This is a genomic window from Bacillus sp. JJ864 (assembly GCF_036963045.1).
GTDB lineage: Bacteria > Bacillota > Bacilli > Bacillales > Bacillaceae_G > Bacillus_A > Bacillus_A pseudomycoides_C.
The window spans coordinates 20,186-41,043 of record NZ_JBALLY010000014.1 but is presented as its reverse complement, the minus strand read 5'-3'; the positions used below and the strand labels follow the sequence as shown (position 1 = coordinate 41,043).

The 20,858-nt window shown below is 36.9% G+C and carries 22 protein-coding genes and 3 pseudogenes; 14 read left to right on the top strand and 11 right to left on the bottom strand.

Going from position 1 to position 20,858, the window contains the following annotated elements:
* Positions 1-20: 20 nt before the first annotated feature.
* Positions 21-602 (bottom strand): NAD(P)H-dependent oxidoreductase, encoded by a 582-nt coding sequence (locus V7024_RS03075; RefSeq protein ID WP_335515503.1) that lies wholly within the window; start codon positions 600-602, stop codon positions 21-23.
* Between the two features lie 655 nt (positions 603-1,257).
* Positions 1,258-1,749, bottom strand: coding sequence for a phosphatidylglycerophosphatase A family protein (locus V7024_RS03070; RefSeq protein WP_335515500.1), 492 nt, complete (start codon positions 1,747-1,749; stop codon positions 1,258-1,260).
* A 117-nt stretch (positions 1,750-1,866) separates the two neighbouring features.
* Between V7024_RS03070 and yutH the strand changes: the two genes are divergently transcribed.
* Positions 1,867-2,868 (top strand): spore coat putative kinase YutH, encoded by a 1,002-nt coding sequence (gene yutH, locus V7024_RS03065; RefSeq protein ID WP_335515497.1) that lies wholly within the window; start codon positions 1,867-1,869, stop codon positions 2,866-2,868.
* Positions 2,869-3,156: 288 nt separating this feature from the next.
* Here yutH and V7024_RS03060 read toward each other — a convergent pair.
* A pseudogene (locus V7024_RS03060) lies at positions 3,157-3,375 on the bottom strand (NifU family protein); the annotation flags it as partial.
* Positions 3,376-3,554: 179 nt separating this feature from the next.
* On the opposite strand from V7024_RS03060, the gene V7024_RS03055 reads away from it, so the two are divergent.
* The 3 genes from V7024_RS03055 to V7024_RS03045 all read left to right on the top strand — a co-directional run bounded on the left by V7024_RS03055 (position 3,555) and on the right by V7024_RS03045 (position 5,038).
* Positions 3,555-3,863, top strand: coding sequence for a YuzD family protein (locus V7024_RS03055; RefSeq protein WP_335515494.1), 309 nt, complete (start codon positions 3,555-3,557; stop codon positions 3,861-3,863).
* 81 nt (positions 3,864-3,944) lie between these two features.
* Positions 3,945-4,235, top strand: coding sequence for a hypothetical protein (locus V7024_RS03050; RefSeq protein WP_335515491.1), 291 nt, complete (start codon positions 3,945-3,947; stop codon positions 4,233-4,235).
* The gene (locus tag V7024_RS03045; protein WP_335515488.1) at positions 4,223-5,038 is read left to right on the top strand and encodes a nucleotidyltransferase domain-containing protein; all 816 of its coding nucleotides are present in this window, start codon (positions 4,223-4,225) and stop codon (positions 5,036-5,038) included. Before V7024_RS03050 ends, V7024_RS03045 begins: the two co-directional genes overlap by 13 nt.
* Before the next feature lie 130 nt (positions 5,039-5,168).
* Here V7024_RS03045 and V7024_RS24340 read toward each other — a convergent pair.
* The 3 genes and pseudogenes from V7024_RS24340 to V7024_RS03035 all read right to left on the bottom strand — a co-directional run.
* Positions 5,169-5,684, bottom strand: a pseudogene (locus V7024_RS24340) (methyl-accepting chemotaxis protein); the annotation flags it as partial.
* Between the two features lie 249 nt (positions 5,685-5,933).
* Positions 5,934-6,356, bottom strand: a pseudogene (locus tag V7024_RS24335) (protoglobin domain-containing protein); the annotation flags it as partial.
* Between the two features lie 662 nt (positions 6,357-7,018).
* Positions 7,019-8,089, bottom strand: a complete 1,071-nt coding sequence (locus tag V7024_RS03035) for an NAD(P)/FAD-dependent oxidoreductase (protein ID WP_335515483.1) — start codon at positions 8,087-8,089, stop codon at positions 7,019-7,021.
* Positions 8,090-8,317: 228 nt separating this feature from the next.
* Here V7024_RS03035 and V7024_RS03030 point away from each other — a divergent pair, with 228 nt between their 5' ends.
* The 5 genes from V7024_RS03030 (at position 8,318) to V7024_RS03010 (ending at position 12,176) form a co-directional block, all read left to right on the top strand.
* Positions 8,318-8,557, top strand: a complete 240-nt coding sequence (locus V7024_RS03030; protein ID WP_335515480.1) for a YuzB family protein — start codon at positions 8,318-8,320, stop codon at positions 8,555-8,557.
* A gap of 253 nt (positions 8,558-8,810) precedes the next feature.
* The gene (gene dapF / locus V7024_RS03025; protein ID WP_335515477.1) at positions 8,811-9,677 is read left to right on the top strand and encodes a diaminopimelate epimerase; all 867 of its coding nucleotides are present in this window, start codon (positions 8,811-8,813) and stop codon (positions 9,675-9,677) included.
* A gap of 41 nt (positions 9,678-9,718) precedes the next feature.
* Complete coding sequence (locus V7024_RS03020; protein WP_335515474.1) at positions 9,719-10,072, top strand: HesB/IscA family protein; 354 nt, start codon at positions 9,719-9,721, stop codon at positions 10,070-10,072.
* 431 nt (positions 10,073-10,503) lie between these two features.
* Positions 10,504-11,757 carry an ATP-binding protein gene (locus tag V7024_RS03015; protein WP_335515471.1) on the top strand — a complete coding sequence of 418 codons (1,254 nt, stop codon included), beginning with the start codon at positions 10,504-10,506 and terminating at the stop codon, positions 11,755-11,757.
* Positions 11,758-12,023: 266 nt separating this feature from the next.
* A complete protein-coding gene (locus V7024_RS03010) occupies positions 12,024-12,176 on the top strand; it encodes an FbpB family small basic protein (protein WP_438824430.1) in 153 nt (50 codons plus the stop codon).
* Between the two features lie 368 nt (positions 12,177-12,544).
* On the opposite strand, the gene V7024_RS03005 is transcribed toward V7024_RS03010, so the two are convergent.
* The gene (locus V7024_RS03005) at positions 12,545-12,997 is read right to left on the bottom strand and encodes a DUF523 domain-containing protein (RefSeq protein ID WP_335515465.1); all 453 of its coding nucleotides are present in this window, start codon (positions 12,995-12,997) and stop codon (positions 12,545-12,547) included.
* Between the two features lie 275 nt (positions 12,998-13,272).
* Between V7024_RS03005 and V7024_RS03000 the strand changes: the two genes are divergently transcribed.
* Positions 13,273-13,407 carry a hypothetical protein gene (locus tag V7024_RS03000; RefSeq protein WP_335515463.1) on the top strand — a complete coding sequence of 45 codons (135 nt, stop codon included), beginning with the start codon at positions 13,273-13,275 and terminating at the stop codon, positions 13,405-13,407.
* 10 nt (positions 13,408-13,417) lie between these two features.
* On the opposite strand, the gene V7024_RS02995 is transcribed toward V7024_RS03000, so the two are convergent.
* The 4 genes from V7024_RS02995 to V7024_RS02980 all read right to left on the bottom strand — a co-directional run bounded on the left by V7024_RS02995 (position 13,418) and on the right by V7024_RS02980 (position 17,255).
* Positions 13,418-14,668 (bottom strand): MFS transporter, encoded by a 1,251-nt coding sequence (locus V7024_RS02995; RefSeq protein WP_335515460.1) that lies wholly within the window; start codon positions 14,666-14,668, stop codon positions 13,418-13,420.
* 205 nt (positions 14,669-14,873) lie between these two features.
* Entirely contained in the window at positions 14,874-15,191 is a 318-nt protein-coding gene (locus V7024_RS02990) for a DUF4870 domain-containing protein (protein ID WP_335515458.1), read from the bottom strand.
* Between the two features lie 249 nt (positions 15,192-15,440).
* Entirely contained in the window at positions 15,441-15,920 is a 480-nt protein-coding gene (locus V7024_RS02985) for a GyrI-like domain-containing protein (protein WP_335515457.1), read from the bottom strand.
* A gap of 345 nt (positions 15,921-16,265) precedes the next feature.
* Positions 16,266-17,255 (bottom strand): NAD(P)/FAD-dependent oxidoreductase, encoded by a 990-nt coding sequence (locus tag V7024_RS02980; RefSeq protein ID WP_335515454.1) that lies wholly within the window; start codon positions 17,253-17,255, stop codon positions 16,266-16,268.
* Positions 17,256-17,832: 577 nt separating this feature from the next.
* Here V7024_RS02980 and V7024_RS02975 point away from each other — a divergent pair.
* The 4 genes from V7024_RS02975 to V7024_RS02960 all read left to right on the top strand — a co-directional run bounded on the left by V7024_RS02975 (position 17,833) and on the right by V7024_RS02960 (position 20,770).
* Positions 17,833-19,041 (top strand): NAD(P)/FAD-dependent oxidoreductase, encoded by a 1,209-nt coding sequence (locus tag V7024_RS02975; RefSeq protein WP_335515451.1) that lies wholly within the window; start codon positions 17,833-17,835, stop codon positions 19,039-19,041.
* A 187-nt stretch (positions 19,042-19,228) separates the two neighbouring features.
* Entirely contained in the window at positions 19,229-19,726 is a 498-nt protein-coding gene (locus V7024_RS02970; protein ID WP_335515450.1) for an NUDIX hydrolase, read from the top strand.
* A 15-nt stretch (positions 19,727-19,741) separates the two neighbouring features.
* A complete protein-coding gene (locus V7024_RS02965) occupies positions 19,742-20,059 on the top strand; it encodes a YuiB family protein (RefSeq protein ID WP_335515447.1) in 318 nt (105 codons plus the stop codon).
* An 84-nt stretch (positions 20,060-20,143) separates the two neighbouring features.
* Positions 20,144-20,770, top strand: a complete 627-nt coding sequence (locus V7024_RS02960) for a 3D domain-containing protein (protein ID WP_335515444.1) — start codon at positions 20,144-20,146, stop codon at positions 20,768-20,770.
* Positions 20,771-20,858: the final 88 nt, after the last annotated feature.

The following is a 20,858-nucleotide window of genomic DNA, read 5'->3' as shown; positions in this document are numbered from 1 at the left end:
CTCACAAGGTGGATTTTTCATTAGAACAAACGATTCACAAGTTCTTTCACTTCTTCAAGGTATTGTTTTCTCGTCTCATTATCCACAGAAGGAACGCTCGTATAGAAAGCATGCTCTACTGTTTCAATACCAGTAAAATCAAAAATACCTGCACCAGTTGTTTTCTTTATTGCCTCAAACATACCACTTGCCTCATAATTTTCTTTCGAATTTCCCATTGTGGATAATAATAGACCTTTTTTACCTGTTAATAACTTTTCAATGCCATTTGCGCCGTATGCATAAGCAAATCCATGGCTGAATACACGATCTACATACCCTTTTAAGATGGCAGGCAGACCTGTCCACCAGACTGGATAAATGAAGGTAATCACATCTGCCCACGTAATATGCTCTTGCTCGGCTTGAATATCAGCCGGTGTATTTCCTTGTGAAAATGAAATGAAATCATTGGCAGCTAATACAGGATTGAAGTTGATTGCATATAGATCGCGAACGCGCACTTCGTGTCCCTTTTCTTGTAGTTGTCCTTGCAGTGCTTCTAAAATCGCATGGTTAAAACTTTGTGGATTCGGGTGTGCATAAACGATTAAATGTTTCATTATAACTCCTCCTATATGTGGATATGTGAGTAGTATGTTCAAAAGTAATCAAAAACATCTTCTGTAACTATTGTAGTTACTTGCCAGGGGATAACAAAGAAGATGCTGTGTATAACAGGAATTCTTTTCGTGTAGGCGAATAGGTATAAGGAAAGCGAGGAGAGTATACAAAGGAACAAAAAAGTCGTTACCGGATGGATGGTCTACCTATGCATTTCGATACCGTGCGATAATTGTGGCACGAAAATCGATAGAGATTACAATGCGGGTCGTAATCTAAAATATTATGGCATTCGTATTTTGCACGAACAAAGTATAATCGCGTAGTTTGCATCGATTTTATTAGCGGTAGGGACGCCGCGAATTCAAGGCTTTGGACATGAGCCGCTAGGCTTGTGGATGAATTAGCAATAAAAGAGAAAGTCTTTTGACTTTTGAAGCCCCCACTTCAAACAGACAGTAAGGTCGTTAAGTGGTGGGTAGTTCACTGAGCGGGCCATTCATTTGTATAGAAAAGCAGCTTTTCAAAAGAAAGTTTCTTTTATGAGCAGAGGTAGGGAATTTTTGCTTATGGAGTATGATGTGTTGAAATGCGAAAAAAAATAAGAAAAACCAGCTCTTTATTTTTAAAGAAGCTGGTTTTCTTGTTTTTGTATTATTCAGCATGTGCAGCTCTATGCGCCAAACGACTTGATGCAGCAGCGGCAATCGCTCCAACAATATCATCGAGGAATGTATGAACTTTACCTGTTGATTTATCGTTTAGATATTCTAAAATACCTGGTTTTAATTTATCGATATAGCCAAAATTTGTGAACCCGATTGAGCCGTATACGTTGACGATAGATAAGGCGACAACTTCGTCTACTCCGTATAATCCTTCATCGCGGTGGATGATGTCTTGAAGGGGTGCACTTAGCAAACCTTTTTCAGCAAGAACATCTAATTCAATTCCTGTAATGAGGGCATTTTGTACTTCGCGTTTGGATAAGACGCGTTCTACGTTATAACGACATTCTTCCATTGCTAAATTTGGATGATATTTTTTTTGAAGAAAATGAACGAGTTCTGCAATATCGTCAATTTTTACACCGCGTTCTTGTAGTAATTGTAATGCTCTTTCTTGTAGTTCATTTCGTTGTGTCATGTTTATCACCTTTTTTTCTTTTTAATATTGTATACGTATAGGTGTATGATGTGCATAGGCATGAAAGTTAATTACTAGCTCATATATATATATAAAAACATGTAGGTGGCGAGTACGATGATTCAACATATTTATGAGAACTATCATATACACGTCAAAGAATTTACACCTCTTGGTCCTTATAAAAGCTTTTGGGTTCGTAATAAAATTTATGTGCTTCTTCCTGCGGTTCATTTGCAAGAAGAAGAGCTTGTTGAAATGAAGAAATTAAGTGATTATATGAATCAGCAAGGTGATATTACCGTTGCGACGTTTGTGCCAAACGTACAAGGTTATTACGTTAGTGAGCTAGAAGAAGCAAATTATTGTTTGTTAAAAGGAATGCGTACGTTAGAGCGTAATGTTATTTCATTAGGAAGTGAGCTATCGTTATTTCATAAACGCGGTGCATTCTTTTCAGAAGAAATTGAACATCTTAGCCGAATTGGTGAATGGAAGGCGCTTTGGGAAAAACGATTAGATCAGCTCGAACGTTTTTGGCAATCCAAAATGGCGAGTCACCCTACTGATATGTTTGAACAATTATTTATTGAGTCATTTCCGTACTACTTAGGTCTTGCCGAAAATGCAATTCAATATGTAGTAGATACAGAAATTGATGATACTCCTCAAGTTGCTGATGCTGCAACCATTTGTCAGGAACGATTTACACCCTTGCTTTGGCAGCAGACAAAGCGATTAAAGCTGCCGGCTGATTGGGTATATGACCATCCAAGCCGTGACTTAGCCGAATGGGTACGTTATACTTCTTTTGAAAAAAAAGAGAACTGGGAAGAAACGATCGTCCAGTGTTTAAGCGACTACGAACGGAACTATCCATTATCTTCGTTTGGCTGGCGGTTATTATTTGCCCGTCTTCTCTTTCCGCTTCATTATTTTGAAACAGTTGAAGGATATTATTTAGCGGGAAGTGAGGCGCAAAAATATGTATATCAAGATAAGTTAGAAACCATTTTACAGCGCGTAGATCAGTCGGAACAATTTCTTCTTCAGTTTTATGATTTAATACATCTACCCATTGATAAGTTAGGAATTCGTAAGCTTGATTGGCTTACGTAATATGTAATTTAGAAAAAAGAGACCGTGGTGGGTCTCTTCTTCTAGTTTATCCAGCTCCGCCTCCCAGCCCTTTGCGTCTAAGAACCTTCCGCACGAGAAAGTAAAAAACACTTTCTGTGCGAAAGAACCTTATCCGTCAGGGCTGAACGGTCGGCTCCGCTTTTACATTATCTAGCTTTAGCGGCTAGAACAGTCGGTGGCTTCGCGTCTTCCGTCGAGGCAAAAAGCGCCTCTATGTCAGAAGCTCCATCCCCCTCTTGTTCTGGGCGAGCCGCTTCCGCTTTTAAATTAAAATACTTGTTCTACTTCAATTACACCAGGTACTTCTTCTAAAAGCGCACGCTCGATACCCGCTTTTAATGTGATTGTAGAACTTGGGCAGCTACCGCAAGCGCCTAGAAGGCGTAATTTAACGATACCGTCTTCGATATCTACTAATTCTACGTCACCGCCATCGCGAAGTAAGAATGGACGTAATTTATCTAATACTTCTACTACTTGTTCGTGTAAGTTTTCGTTTTCCATTTTTATCGACTCCTTTCATCAGTTTTATTATAATCAAGATACAGGGGAAAATCTATTTTTAATATCTTTCTTATGTTGTCAAAATAGTTTATGGAAGTTTTCTTCTTATATGTGACAATAAGGTGCAGGAAAAAAATATATGTGCAAATGGGGGAGAGAATATGATAAAAGTTAGTGTTTACGGGGCGAAGGTTGTATGTGCAAGCTGCGTTGGAATGCCATCTTCAACGGAAACGTATGAATGGCTGCAAGCAGCGATTGGACGAAAATATGAAGGACAAGAAGATAAGTTCCATTTTGAATATGTGGATATTCATGCGGAGCAAGAAGAGGAAGAAAAGCGAGCTTTTGTAGAGCGTGTCATTGAAGAAGACTTATTTTATCCTGTTGTTCTCGTGAATCATGAGATTGTCGGAGAAGGCAATCCGCGCTTAAAGGATGTATACGAAGAAATTGAAAAATATTTATAACATAACTTATCACTCACAAAGCTCTTGCAACGTAGATTACAAATCGCAAGGGCTTTTTCTGTGCTTGGGGGGATGAATGAAATGAAGAAAGGGTTTGTAATAGGGCTTATCGGGCTTTTTCTAGTCAGTAGTATTGCTTATATGAAAGAGGATGCAGCAGCGGTTTACTCGTTAGCAGGTTGGCTAAGCATCTTTTTCTTAGCTAGTGCAGCATTTCTTTGTATAGATGGTTTCATTTTAGGGGCAAGAGGGACATTTGCTTCGGCAAAGCCAACGCGAAAAGAATCCCGCTTTCAATCTGCTAAAACGAATGCATTAGCGGCGCTTCCGAATGTGGCAGCAGCGTTAGGAGTATACTTATGGATATCGTAACGAAGCATTCTATACCAGAAGAAGTGAAGTTCTTCTTAGATCAATACGTGAATGAACTGCAGGAAGTAATTTCGAATGAAATGTTAGTTGGAGTGTATGTATATGGTTCATTGGCATTAGCTGCGTTTCATCCGGAATCGAGTGATATTGACTTTGTAACGGTTATGAAAGAAGAGGTCAGTGAAGTAGAGAAGGTGAAAATCCGTGAATTACATAAGAGGCTCTGTACACATGACCTCGGTAAACGGATGGACGGGATGTATGTTTCGCTTGCCTATGTAGGAAAGCAAAATCATGAGATGCCACCGTACTTATATTGTTCAGAAGGGAAAATAAATGAAGGACATTGGGACATTAATTCTGTGACGTGGTGGACGATAAAAAATTGCGGTATTACGGTTTTAGGTCAAAAAGCAGACAAGCTTCCATATGTAGTAACGTGGGATGATGTTGTCAGCACAATGAAATACAATGTAGAACAATATTGGAGTGAGAAAGTAAAGCGTCCATATTTATTTTTATCCACAGAATGGGTAGAGTTTGCAGTTGTGACAATGGGACGTATTATGTGCACGCTAGAGATGGAACGGATTGTTTCGAAAGATGAAGGGCTGCAATATATGATGAACTGCTGTAAAGAATGGGAACCGCTTCTGCAAGATGTGTACCGGGTGCGTCAAAATAAAGGAATGAAGCTGTCTTTATCGAGATGGAGACGCGCTCAGATGACGAAGCAGTATTTGTTATTTAGCATCAAACAATGTAGGGGGAAATGGAATGAAGTAAAAAGTTATATGCCGTGAAAAGAATGATAATTTTAATTTTATATGAGCAGGTGGGGATATCTTTTCTTTAAAAATCTAGAAAAAGCTCAATTGATAAGGTGGTTCCATCAGTAGAGGGAATTCTCTTTCTACTGATGGAAGATGCACCTTATGCTAAGTTAGCGGTTTCGTTTAGATGTTCTGCTGCTTCTGTCACACCAGAAGTAGCCTTACCTATTTCCTTAATAGCTACTACTAAATCATCCATTTGATCTTTAGCAAGGTTAATTTTTTGGACATTCTCGCAAATAGATTCAGAAATTTTTTTAAATGACTCGTGGGCTTGAGAAGACGTTTCATTTCCTATAAGGACTGTTTTATTTACTTGTTTCAGCGTCTCTATTACATGCTGCGTATACTCATTGGAGGAATGGATTAAATTTTGAATTTTTCCAACTGAATTCTTTGTTTCTTCTGCAAGCTTTCTAACTTCCTCTGACACTATCGAAAATCCTTTACCATGTTCCCCGGCTCTTGCGGCTTCAATAGCTGAGTTCAAAGCTAATAAATTGGTCTGATCTGCAATGTTTTGGACGATTTTTACAACGGTGGTAATTTGAGAGGAAGCTTCAGATAACTTTGTCACAGAATGATTCATGCTTTCAATATTTGTGGAAATGCCTTGTATATTTTGTACTAGGTCATTAATTTTCTGTTGTCCCTCTTTTGTAAACGTTTGAGCTATTGTAGAGTCTTCATTACTCTTAATCACCATTTGATTTACTGTATTGCTATTTTCAATTAATCTTTCTACAGATGTGTTTGTCTCTTCAGCAAGAGAAACTAATTCTAAACTTGTTTTTAAAATTTTCCCTTTTATTTCAGTTTTGGCATTTTCATATTGCTCATTTCTTTGTTTAAGATTTTCATCTTCATATGCTTCTAAAACGATTTGTTGCTCCAAACTTAATATTTTAGTGATGGCTGTTATAAAAGTTGTTACTTCTTCTTTTGTACTTATTGTATTTGAGATTATATTGATAAGTGAATTTTGTAAGTTTTGAAAAGCCCCCATATACCAGGCGGGCTTTAGACCAATGTGATAGTGGATTTTTGCGACTCTAAGCCGCTTTTCTAGGAAGTGATTATCAATTTTGCCATTAAACAGTTCAACTAAATGGACCTTTAATGTGTTTCTCAATTTATCTACACTGCTATATTTTTGAGTAATCTCTTTCAATTCATTTATTTCTAGAATACTATTATAAAAATCATCGACAAGCATTTCTATATTTTGTTCGATAAGGGGCTGAATACATTTTATCATTTGCAAATCGGATTTGTTTAAACGGATCATTTGTACTTTTGATAAAATATCAGGATTATTCACATTGATTTCTATGTGCAATCGTTCAGCTTGTTTAAGCCATGAGCTTGTTTTTTTTTCAGAGCGCCAAAGTATAGTCATAAGATGTACCTCCTAAGGTAGTTTTTTTATAAAGATTTATAGGTGAGTAGTTTTAAGTTATATATATCCAAGTTAAAAAAATTTAGGGAGGACAAGAGCATTTGGCCATGCCTAGAAGCGGTCAAGGCCTTTTCCTGCCACATGCGAGGTTTTAAAACACAGGGAGCAAGCGAGTACAAGTCATGTTGTATTCTGCATAGCCACGACTTATATGTCGAAAAATTAAAATGGATTTATATAAGTTCCTTAATTTAGATGAATCACCTTTTAATTCTATATAGATATATATATTAATTCAATGATTTTTAGTATATCGTTGAATGGAATTGCTGTTTTATTAAGTATGCATTGATGATAAGAGGAATGTTATTTCAACGTTTTTAGGTAAGGATTGCCGTTCTTCAAGGACGTGAAGGATAGGAATGATGATACTTGATTCTTATTCATTATAGAAAAAGGGGCCATCCCAAAAGGGGAAGTACCTCCAAAATGTAAAAATAAAAAGGAGTGTCACATAGTCAAAAGTTCGACTTATGGGACAGCTCCCTTCGTTAACCATTATGATGCTTATACATCCAAAGAATGCCTGATTTTAAAAGACGAGGTACGCGGCCCATTAACGGCTGATTTGCAAGTAAACCGAAGCCGTGTTTTTTACCAAGAGAGCCGAGAACACCTTTTAGTTTAATAACAGGTAGCTCTTCTGGTAATGCCTCATTGTTCCAACGTTTTAATAATATTTGGACAATTTGTTCGCCTTGACCTTCTGCAAGCTGTGCAGATGGTGCGTGTGGCAGCGCAGCACAGTCACCTAGCACATATACATTCTCGTAATCTGGAATATTATGATAATTTGTTAATACAACCCGCCCGCTATTATCATGCTCGACAGGGAGATTACGAACGACTTCACTCGCTTGAATGCCAGCTGTCCATACAATTGCGTCACATTCAAGTGGTTCATCGTGGTTATACACAATATTTGGTTCTACTTTTGTAATGTTCGAGTTGCGAACAATTGTAACATTATGTTTCAAAAACCACTCTTCTACGTATCTACTTAATTTCTCTGGGAATGGGAAAAGAATGCGATCTTTTCGGTCAAATAAATAAATGTTTAAGTCTGGACGGCTTTCGCGAAGCTCACTTGCTACTTCAACGCCGCTTAGTCCAGCTCCTACAACAGCAACTGTTGCATGTGGTTCTAAACCATTTAGTTGTTGATATGTTTGACGAACTTGCTCAATGGATTGAAGGCTATACGTATTTTCCTTCGCTCCTGGAACGTTGTGATAGTTATCTTCACAACCAAGTCCGATAATTAAGTCATCATAATTGACAACTTCACCGCCCTCAAGATGAACAGCTTTGTTTTCTAGATCAACGTTGGTTATCGTGCCATATTGAATATTTAGTCGTGGATGCTCTGGAAATGGAATGCGAATATGCGTTTCAGAAATCGTTCCTGCTACTAATGCGTAGTATTCTGTTTTAAAACAGTGATACGGTACCTTGTCGATCAATGTTACTTGAACATCATCTGGAAGTTGGTTGCTCGGAAGAAGACGTTGTAAAACTCTCATTCCACCGTAGCCGCCACCAAGTATTACGAGGTGCTTCATGATGGATTACCCCTTTTCTGTTGAAATATCCCCTAATCATAGAAATTTTTATATTACAAAAATATTTTGACTTTACTTATTCAAATTATATCGAATTTAGAAGCAAATAACAATGCGTGAATGCATACTCTGTTGTACAATAATAAGAAAGTGAAAGCGATTTTAGACAAACATCTTAGGCTTACTGTTATAAGACAAGCTTTGAAATAGATACAGGAGGGATTAAGGTTGATTAAACCATTGATTGAGTTTTGTGTTGGCAACCTTGCAAATGGTGCACAAAAGGCACGTGAACAATTAGAGAAAGATCCAAATTTAGATGTGATTGAGTATGGGTGTCTTGGATATTGTGGCGTTTGTTTTGAAGGGCCATATGCACTTGTGAACGGTGAAGTAGTAAAAGGGGAAACATCGGATGAACTTGTGAAAAATGTATATGATTATTTAGATGAAAATCCGATGTTTTAGGGCGTTGCAATGAGGCAGCGTCTTTTTCGGTTGAACGTATAAAAATTACTTCGAAAGAACAGGTTAACAAGTTAGGAGATACAAAAAAAGAAAGCCCTTTGGTTGAAGGGCTTTTTTCTTACACCATATGTGTAAGCACGACATTGTTACGCCAAAATTGTCGTTGAATATGAGAAACGGGGGACATTCTTATTGTTTTCAAAAAGCGCTCATTTTATACTTATAACAATCAAAAATTTTGGAGTGAAATCACATGGCACAATTTTCTTTCACAAAAATGCACGGACTTGGGAATAACTACATTTATGTAAATATGTTTGAAGAACAAATTGCAGAAGAACATCTTGCACAAGTTGCTGAAAAAGTATCAGATGTGAATACTGGAATTGGTTCCGATGGAATGATTTTAATTTGCCTCTCTGACGTTGCTCCTGTGAAAATGCGTATTTTTAATAAAGACGGTTCAGAAGGAAAAAGCTGCGGGAATGGACTGCGCTGCGTTGCAAAGTACGCATATGAGCATAAACTAGTAGAAGAGACTGTTTTCACAATTGAAACGTTAGCAGGGATCGTTACAGCAGAAGTAAAAGTTGAAGATGGAATTGTAACTTCAGCTACAATAGATATGGGGGCACCTCGGTTAAAACGCGTTGATTTACCAATGTTAGGTGAAGGGGAAACGCCATTTATTCGTGAAGATTTCCTTTATAGTAACCACCGTTATACATTTACGACTGTCTCAATGGGAAATCCGCATGCTGTTATTTTTGTAGAAAATATTGAAGAAGCACCGCTTACAACATTAGGACCTGTATTAGAAACACATGAGATGTTTCCAGAAAGCGTAAATGTCGAATTTATTGAAGTATTGAATGATCGTGAAATGCATTTTCTTGTATGGGAACGCGGTTCTGGCATTACACAAGCATGCGGAACAGGAGCATGTGCTGCAGTTGTAGCTGCAATCTTAAATGGAAAGATGAAGCGAGGCCAAGAAATCACGGTTCATTTAGCAGGCGGAGATTTAATGATTACATGGACAGAAGAAGGAACAGTTCTCATGAATGGTCCAGCAGAAGTCACTTGCAGCGGTGTATATTATTATAAGATTGAAGAGTAAAGATGTATAATAGAACGAGAGAAGAAAGGATGGTGGATTCTATGATTACTGTAACAGAACAAGCTGCATATCAAATTAAAGACATGTTAAAAGATGCCGAAGAAGGAGAAAAATACGTTCGCCTTGCTGTACACGGCGGTGGATGTAGTGGTCTTTCTTACGGCTTAGGATTTGAAAGAGAACCAAATGAAGACGACACAGTTCTTGAATTTTTCGGTGTTGAATTTGTTATTGATAAAGAAAGTGCTCCAATTGTAAAAGGAGTAAAAATCGATTATAAGCAATCGATGCTTGGCGGCGGATTTACAATCGAAAATCCAAACGCGATCGCATCATGTGGCTGCGGGTCATCTTTCCGCACAGCGACGAATGCTGGTAAGCCTGAGGAATGTTAACGCTAGATAACATTTGCGTAGTGTGTATCTATAACGATTAATCATACTAACCTTCTTGACGATGAATGACTAAGTTCACTCGTTAAGGGGGTTTTTATTTTGTTAGAAAATGTCGGAAAAGGTAGAAATTCGAGCTTTTTTGTTGTTATTTGCTCATTTTCATGATATCCTATATAAGAGAAGATGGTTTTCCTCTTTGAATTAACAGAATTTTCGGAAAAATAATCAGGTGGCTTTTTCCCATTTCCTCTTTCTTGTATGTCTCTACATTTAATTACAATATACAATAAAAAGCACGTATACCTATCTATTATTTCTAAAACCGAAAAACATAATGAACTAATAAATCAAAAAAACGTAATATAAAATTAAGAGCGTTTTCAAGGAAGAGTGTATCATCCCCCTTACAAAAAATTAGGGAGGCATAGAATATGGGAATTTCTACACTACTATTAAATGCATTTATTATTATCATTTGTATCCTTAGTTATCAAGTATTTTGGTTAGATAAGACAGAAAAAAAACCACGTAATAATATATTGATTTCTTTTTTTTCATCGATTGCAATTGTTCTTTGTATGACATTTCCTATTCATTTACATGATGGGTATATTTATGACTTGCGGTTTATTCCTATTCTTTTAGTGCTTCTATATGGAAATGCAAGAAGCATTATTTGTATAAGTATTGTATATATTGGATATCGATTTTACTTAGGTGGGAACGGCTTTTTTTCATCACTTATTATATATACTATAACTACAGCTGTTACGACAATATTACGTTATTTTCTCCCTATTTATTTTAGAAGAAAAAAAATATTGTTTCACACACTATTGCTTTTGATTTGTACGAGTTTTTTTTCTATCTCTGCGCTAATGAATCAAATTGAAATATACGGTAAAATTGAAGCTGTTTTTATTGGATTTTTGATTAATTATGTACTGGTCAACGCCTTCACAGGATTATTATCTATTTATTTAGTAGAGGGAATGATTGAGAAGTTTAAAATGAAAGAAAAAATTCAAAGAGCTGAAAAATTTTATACAGCTAGTGAATTAGCTGCATCGATTGCACATGAAGTTCATAATCCACTGACGACTGTATATGGATTCACGCAATTATTCCGTGAAAATGAACTGTCAAAAACATCACAAGATGAATACTTGAAAATTATGTTAATGGAATTAGAAAAAGTACAATTGATTATCAATGATTATTTATCTCTAACAAAACCACAAAATACAATAAAAGAACGACTAAATATAAAGTGTATATTTCGGGAGGTAACAAATACGATTTCTCCGCTAGCATTTTCATACAACGTTGAAATACAGAAAGATATCCCAGAGTGTTTGTATATAAATGCGAATCCTGAAAAATTAAAACAGTGCTTCACTAACATTTTACAAAACGGAATTGAAGCTATGGCAGATGGTGGAGTGATACAAATTCATGCACAAAAAATCAAAAGTCATATTGTAATTGATATTATTGATTCGGGAATTGGAATGTCTCAAAAAGAAATAAAGCGAATTGCCACGCCATTTTATTCAACAAAAGAAAAAGGGACTGGACTTGGCACTATGGTTGCATACAGCATTATTAGAGAGCTAAATGGAGATATAGAAATAGAGAGTGCAAAAGGAAAAGGAACATGTTTTTCTATCATCATACCTTGCTAACGAAAAAGAGTGTCTAAGGCTGGACGCTCTTTTTTGTATACATAGAAACGGTCATCTCCTCTTCGGTGTAGCAGCAACTTATATGGTATGATTTATCGATTTCACAAAATGTTCAAAAAATTTCTTTTGAAAATGCAAAAGTTATAGTATCATCTAATTAAGAAGAATTTTTCGACAAATAAAGACAAGTTTTTACAAAAAGCGAAAAGTTTTATATGATTATTTTTCATTCTAAGTCTTGATTTCATAGAAAATAAGGAGGAATGATGAAGGTGAAAAGGCATTGTAAATTACTTAATAAATCTTTCAAAGAATTGGTACAGGAGAATAAACAAAAAATACTAAATGATAAACAAGAGATGGAAAAAATTGAACAACGTATTGAACAGCGTTATGGGGTGAAAAAGTCAGCCTCGTAATGAGCTATATACAAGTTAACTGACAGAAGCGTCTGGTTGTAAATGGAAGCGGTTTCCTACTGTGTGTGAGGTTTCAAACAAAGGGGAAAGTGCAGGGCATGTTGTACTTACTGCATAGAAGCGACTTATCTGTCGGAAAGTTAATATGAATTCATGTCCGAAAACGAAAAGAAGCTAACCAATTATACGCAGTAGTTGGTTAGCTTCTTTTTAATTGTTTTTTTTACAATAGAAGTTTCACTTTATCCCGCATTAACGGGCAGTAAGGGCTCGAGAAGCACGGAGAAGAAAACTGCCCGTAAAAGCCCGATTGGTTCAACTAACCATCAGTGGGGATGAAAAAACTCCCCACTGATGGAAGTTTCACTTTATCGTGTTACAAAATCCTCTTCTGAAATAACAATAAAACCATGTCGTCTAAATAATGCGGTAGTAACGCCGTAACCATCATGTTTTTGTCCATTAAATTCACCTGTGTAAATGACAGAACTTCCGCATGACGGACTGCGTTCTTTTAGGATAATATACTCAGGGTTTAGATCTTTTATTTGCTCTAATGCTTTGTAAGCACCTGCAATAAAGATGTCTGTCACGTCATTTCCGCTACAATCTATAACCTTGGCTCTTCCGTCTAGCACATCATCTCCGTTGCCTCCGATAATTTCAGCAGGCATACGAGGCGTCGGCAATCCGCCTAACACTTCAGGGCAAATAAGAATTGTTTTTTCCTTTTCGAGTAGTTCTTGAATCTTTGTAACGAGATTATCATTTCCATCATAACGGCAAGCAATGCCAGCTAAACATGCACTGATTACGATCATGTTTTCACCTCATTTGGAAGAATTTATTTCCATCATACAATAAATTTTCCCGCCAATTTTATATATTTACTTTTATTTATAAATGGGGTGATGAATATGAGTAAATTGTATTTATTAATGAAGGAACATAGTGAATTTCAAAATAAGGAAGAGTTTAATACATACCAGCAGAAAATTTTGACGCAGTATCAATCTCAGATTAACAAAACAGATTTTCTTGTGGTTCGTTTGTTAGGGAGATATGCGGTGAGATTCGTAAAGACTTTGGGGCGCTCTTGTATAGTACGATGCAGTCGTTATTTCTAGATGTCGCACTAGAGTGGGGAGCGGCAGCGAGGAGGAACAGCGGGATTGTTTTGTATAATCCATTTGAAAGTGAAAAAGAAAAGAGTCATGCGTTTGACGCATAACTCCTTTCTTTTAATCAAATTTCCGTACAGTTGGAACGCGGATTGCGATAAAGAGTACAAAGACAATAACCGCAATGGCACCGCTTTTCATAACTGTAACAATCGGTATTCCAGCTGCTAAGGCAAGTGATGTAACTGCATAAGAAACAGGGATAAAGCCCATCGATGATAGCATAAGCAAGCTCATAACGCGGCCCATCATTTCTTCTTTTACAGTTGATTGAATCATGGCCATTAGCGGCACAATTGCCATTGCGATTGTAATGCCGTAAAAACAGCCGGAAAGAAGCGCTTGCCAAAGTGTTGTACTGAAATTAATAGACAAGAAGAAAACACCTGACAGCAGCATCATAATAATGCAAAATAATCCGCGGCGGCGATTAATATTTCGCAGTCCAACGATAACAGCGCCAATGGCCATTCCGCCGCCAACCGCTGCTTCTAAATAACTAAATTGTAAAGAGTCGCCGTGCAGTACATTTTTAATAAACAACGGAAAACCAACTTGCATGGGCCCGATTAAAAACAAATTTAAAAAGGCACTACAAATAAGAAACGTTGATAAAAAAGAAGATTCTTTTACATAAAGAATGCCTTCTTTAATAGAAGTGAACATGCCTTTATTTGCTTGTTTTTCTTCTTGTCCTACGTTTAAATGCACCTTTTGAATCAATAGGGCTGCGACTATTAATAATAGAATGGTTATTGTAAAGATTGTTTCGTAATTACTAAATTTAATCAGTATCCCGCCAAGGACAGGGCCGAGGATAACTGATGCTTGGTTCGTCATTTGTGTAAGTGAATTTGCTTGTGTAAGACGATGCTTCGCTACGAGCTCAGGTAAGATAGACCCATCAGCGGACCAGAAAAAAGCATCGGCTAAGCCGAAGAAAAGTGCAAATAAAGCAAATGTGTATAGTGTGACGTGACCAACAATAAACCAAATAAGAATAATCGTCACAATAAGTGCTCGAACGATATTAGAATAAAACATGATATTCTTTTTCGGGAATTTGTCTGCAACAGCTCCGCCGATAATCATGAAGATGAGGCGGGGAACACTAAGAGCGACAAAGACAACGCCGAGTGATGCTTCTAAATTTAATGTTTTTGCTATGTACCACGTTTGAGAAAACGTAAAAAATGCTAAGGAAAAGCTTGAAAATAGAGTGGCTGCCCAAAGAAATAGGAAGTTTGTATTTTTTAATAAAGGCATTTCCGTTTCTGCCAGGGCTGGTTTACTTTTCTGTAATTCCTCCATATGAATCCCTTTCTGTCATATGTCTTTTTATCTTTGTTAACAGTTTCTAATCTTTCTATACAGATACTTTTTTATTGTATTCAAAAAAGTGGGATTTGCCCAGCGGATTTTTCATGTTGAAAAAGGAAAAACCACCAAACGTCTCTTATGTGAGATATTGGTGGTTGTGTTTTTAGCTGGGGGAATCCATTCTTATTGGAAGAAGTTATCCTTTAAGGATTTTAATTCCTTTTACCATATTCCAAATAAAGTAGTATAGGCTAATTAGGGCGCAAATGCATACTACAATTACTGAGCCAATCGCAAGTGTCTTCTCAGGCTGATTAAAGCCAACATCCATAATTCCTAATACTGCAAGTCCGATAAAGGTAGCGATGCTCGGGATAATATGTGTCCAAAGGGCACGTTTAGCATGACTTCTTGTTTCATAATCGCCTACGATCCAAACAATGATTGGGAACAAGATAGGGGCAAAGAGAATACTAAAGTACGAAAGCGCAGATAAAATTTTATTTCCATTCATATGTATCACCTCATAAATGTTTTTGTTTTTGTTTGTTGTTATACGTTTATTATGCAGGAGAACGCTTGGACTTACTATCGCCGAATCTTACAGCAACATAACAGTTTTGTAAGATTTGACGATATGTAATGTAAGGCTTTTTTTGAGATTCAGTGTTATATTCATATATTGATTAAAAATTGTATATAACGGTATAACAAGGAATAAGTATGAAAAAAGACACAGCAGCTGCTGTGTCTTTTTAACGTATTAAGCTAGTGCAATATAAATATCAACTTGGGCGTCATTTGGATCGAAAGCTCGTTCATCATACAGTTCAAAGTCTGTTGTGAACGCGCGTTTATTTTCTTTTGACCAGTTCCAAATCTCTTGCCATGCTTCTACGATGATTTCGGATAGCGGCCCTCGGCGCGTTGTGAATACGGCGTATGTAGTAGCTGGGATCGTGAATGATGTCATGTTTTCTGGTGTATCAATGACAGTGGAAACAGGAACACCAATTGTATACGTATAGAAACCAGTTTCATCGGATTCATAGTTGGAATATAGTGCGAGCGTTTCTGTTTGTGTAGTCTTATTTGGAATGTGGTTGCTAATTTGTTCTTGGAAGTATTGACTCCATAGGTGAGGGATTTTTCCGGCGCTCGACATTTCCAGTTCATTGTTTGTAGTAATAGAGATACCAATGGCTTGAAAAGCTTCTTTTTTTACGATTTTAGGTTGCATCATTGTGTCATCCTCTCTTTTTTTGAATAGGAACAAGCGTTCTTGTTTATTGTACCATAATTATACAGGGGAGGATAGTGGAATTACATATCGAACATCGTCGAAGGGTCTTTACCCCGCATTAACGGGCAGTAAAGACTGGGGAAGCACGGAGAAGAAGACTGCCCGTAAAAGCCCGATTGGGCGGGCCTTCCATCAGTGGGAAAAGCGTCACTGATGGAAGTTTCACTTTATATTGTGTCGAACCGCCGATAAATGCACCACTTCCCCGATATATTGCTGGGCACGTAAAAAAAGAGACTGATTTCAAAAAGGCACCGATGTGCCTTTTTGATCAGTCTCTTCCTATTAAAACATGCTAGAGCTATGCATTGGTTGCAGCTTTGCGTTTGGATCGAAGTACGCTTTTGCGTTGTTTACTGCTGTTGGTGCTTCGCCAAATCCACATGCAATTAGTTTTACTTTTCCTTCATATGTGCAAATATCACCAGCTGCGTAAATACCAGGGATGTTTGTTTCCATTTTGGAATTTACAACGATGCTGTTCTTTTGGATATCTAAGCCCCAGTCTTTAATGGGACCGAGGGAAGAGACGAATCCATAGTTGACGATGACATCATCGACATCAATGACAACTTTTTCCTCTGTTTTCACATGTTGAAGGACAACTTGTTTAATTTTCTCTTCACCGATCAGTTCAATTGGAACGTATGGTGTTTTCACTTGCGCGCGCGAGTTCATTAACGTTTCAACGCTATGCTCATGTGCGCGGAATTTATCACGGCGGTGAATGATTGTAACTTCTTCTGCGATTGGCTCTAACATCATTGTCCAGTCTACTGCAGAATCTCCGCCGCCAAAGACGACAACGCGTTTGCCGGCAAATTTATTCATATCATCAACGAAATAGTGTAAGTTAGTTTTTTCGAATTTTTCTGTTCCTTCTAATTCCAAACGACGTGGCTGGAACGCGCCGTTTCCAGCTGTAATGATGACGGACTTAGAATAGTGTGTTTCTTTATTTGTTACAAGTTTGAACACGCCATCTTCTTGTTTTTCTAATGTTTGAACAGCTTCTTCTAAGCAAATGGTTGGTTCGAACTTGTTCATTTGTTCTTTTAAATTATTAATAAGTTCTTGTGCACGAATTTTTGGAAAACCTGCGATATCATATATGTACTTTTCAGGATACAATGCGGATAATTGACCGCCGAGTTGTGGCAAGCTTTCAATAATTTTTACGCTTGCTTGTCTCATACCGCCATAAAAAGCTGTGAATAATCCAGTTGGGCCTCCACCAATAATAGTGATGTCGTATACCTTTTGATTTTCTGTCACTGTTTACTCCCCCTATGATTAGGAAATTTTTCGTGCTTCTCCTATATACACTCGTATGTATGTTATACGAAACTTCCATGAGCGGAGTGCAAGCGCACTCAAGACAAATGATATCATATTTTATGAAAAAATACCGTAGAAAACGACTGAATTGTGTATGCACTTTGTATAGATTTATTATATATAGAAGAAACTCGCCAACAAGTAAAGGATGTAATGTTTGGTAATTATGTGTATTTTTGTTGGTATTTCAGTATATATACGGCATAAGAGAAAGCAAAGGAATCCAGTAAAAAGCTGTATTTGCTTCGCAAATAAGCAAATGTCGAAAAACTTAAAAAGAATACGTTATTTTAAAATATTGATAATTTCACAAGTGCTTGAAAAGTAAAGAGAAAACGACTAATATAGGAAAGTGAAAATATTAATTTTTTGTGACAAATTTCGTAACGTTTTTCAAACTTGTTATTGGTTTTGTTAAGAATGTGAGGAATTTTACATTCTTAACATTTAATTTGTTTTAGCACTATTTTTATTATTTTTAACTATCTATATAAAGAAGAGGAGTGTGATTAAGTTGAAGAAGCCAAAAATCGTAGTTCTAGGCGCAGGTTATGGCGGGATGATTACTACTGTTCGTCTGCAAAAAACATTATCTGTAAGTGAAGCTGAAATCACATTAGTAAATAACAACAGCTATCATTATCAAGCAACTTGGTTACATGAAAGTGCAGCTGGTACGTTGCATCACGACAAAGTTCGTTTAGACATTAAAGATGTAATCGACACAAACAAAGTAAACTTCGTACAAGACACAGTTGTGGAAATTAAAGCAGCTGAAAAGCGCGTTATCTTAAAAAATGGCGAGCTAGAGTATGATTACTTAGTAATCGGTCTTGGTTTCGAGTCTGAGACATTTGGAATTAAAGGATTAAAAGAGCATGCATTCTCAATCGCTAACATTAATGCAACTCGTCAAATTCGTGATCATATGGAGTACATGTTCTCTCTATATGCTTCAGAAAAACGCGATGAGTTAGTTACAATCATTGTCGGTGGTGCTGGATTTACAGGTATCGAGTATGTAGGTGAGCTTGCAAACCGTATTCCTGAACTTTGCAAAGAGTATGATGTTCCTCGCGAAAAAGCGCGTATCATTTGTGTTGAAGCTGCTCCAACAGCACTTCCTGGTTTCGACCCAGAGCTAGTTGAGTATGCTGTAAAACAATTAGAGAAAAAAGGTGTAGAATTCCGCATCGGTACAGCGATTAAAGAAGCAACTGAAGAAGGTATTATTGTTGCAAACGGCGACGATGTAGAGTTATTGAAATCTGCAACTGTAGTTTGGGCTGCAGGTGTACGCGGTAACGGTATTGTAGAAGAGTCTGGTTTTGAAGCAATGCGTGGTCGTGTAAAAGTGGATGAGTACATGCACGCTCCAGGTCATGAAGAAGTATTCATGGTTGGTGATGCAGCGTTAATTATTAACGAAGAAATTAACCGTCCATACCCACCAACAGCACAAATTGCAATTCAACAAGGTTACAGCATTGCGCATAACTTAGCTGTTCTTGTTCGTGGTAAAGGCGAAATGCAGAAGTTTGTATTCGATAACAAAGGTTCTGTATGTTCATTAGGCCATGACGATGCAATGGGCGTTGTAATGGGAAAAAAATTAACTGGATGGAAAGCTTCATTCATGAAGAAAGTAATCGACAACCGTTACTTATTCATACTTGGCGGACCTTTATTAGTTCTTAAAAAAGGTAAATTAAAACTATTTTAATTTGTAATTCAAAGCAGAAATGGCTATTATAGCTATTTCTGTTTTTTTGTTTTTGATTTTACTGAATATTCAGAGGTTTGTAAAGTTCTTTTTAAAAATGGGACGCGTTCTCCTTTTTAAATCTTTATAGTATAATGAAAGAAAAGAATGAATATTCTGTTCGTTTGATCGGAAGGAGTTTCTAGTAATGAGTAAACGCGGAAAGGTGTGGTTAGCAGTAAGTGGTCTTGTCGTAACGTCAGATGGAAGATGGCTTGTCGTTAAGAAAAAATATGGCGGATTAAAAGGAAAATGGTCATTGCCTGCTGGTTTTGTCAATGAAGGCGAAACAATCGATCAAGCAGTGCAGCGTGAAGTGTTAGAAGAAACAGGAATTGCTACGAGTGTGAACGGAATTGTAAGTGTGCGATCAGGTGTAATACAGGGTGAGATTAGTGATAATATGATTATTTTTCTTTTAGAGCCAAAAGGAGAAGAGATTGTTATTCAGGAGCGAGAATTGTCTGAAGGAGCATTTTTATTTCCAATAGATATCATACATGATGAAACTGCTTCTATATTAATACAGTATTTATTAGAAGCGATGCCATTTCCGCTTTTACAAATGGATGGGACGTTAAATCCAGGAGATCAGTTTGGTTATACAGCATATAACGTTTTTGTAGGAAATACAGAAAATAAATAAGAAGGGATGGAAATAATGAGCGTACCTGTTTTGTTAATTTCTATGATGTTATTCTTAGTTTTATTTTTTGGAATTGGTTTTTTATTAAATATGATTTTACGGGCAACATGGGTGATGATCGTTGTATATCCGCTTATTTGTGTATTTATTATTGATAAAGTTGATTTCTTAGATTATTTTATAAAGCCGAAAGAAGCATTTTCTTCATTAGGAACAAGTTTTCTTCATCTTGGACAGGCTGACATTTTCATTTTATCAACGGGCTTAGTTGGTGCTGCTCTATCTGGTATTGTAATCAAATCATTACGGCAACGTGGATATCAAATGTTTTGAAGCTCCTTTCTGAGGAGTTTTTTTCATGAATATTTTCTTCATCGGTTGGGGCACAATAACGATGAAGGAGTGTGGAAAACGAAAATGATAAAACGATATAGCATTCGCATGATAATGGTTTGCTTATTTGTAGCTGCATTGTGTGTAACTTGGCAAGCTATGTCAGGAATCTCTTTTTCTGAAATGATTCATATGTATAAGAAAAATGAAGTGAAAGTAGTACACGCAGCCGAACAAAATAAGCAGGCGATTCCAAGTGCCGAAGTTATTCGTGCTTTAGAGAATGCAAAAGATTGGTCAAAGTATCGCCAGATGGAAGTTACTGCAACAGGGTATACAGCTGGTAGGGAGTCGACAGGAAAAACAAAAGGACATCCTGAGTACGGGATTACATATTCCGGAGTAAAAGTAAAACGGGATATATATTCAACAATCGCAGCTGATCTTCGCGTATTTCCGATTGGGACAATTCTATTTGTTCCTGGATATGGCTACGGTGTTGTGGCGGATAAAGGCGGTGCAATTCAAGGGAATCGCCTTGATTTATATTATGAAACCGTGCGAGATGTATATAATCAATGGGGAAAGAAAAAAGTGAATGTTTATGTTGTGAAAACGGGAAATGGCAAACTTACAGAACAAGATTTAGTGCTTTTAAATGAAGACGAAACAATGCAAGTGTTTCGCGCACAATATTTAAAACAACAATAGTCTAGACGCTTGTAGCGCTAGACTTTTTTTTGTTTGTTATCATAAAGTGAAACTTTAATCAGTGGGGGGGTCTTCATCCCCCACTGAT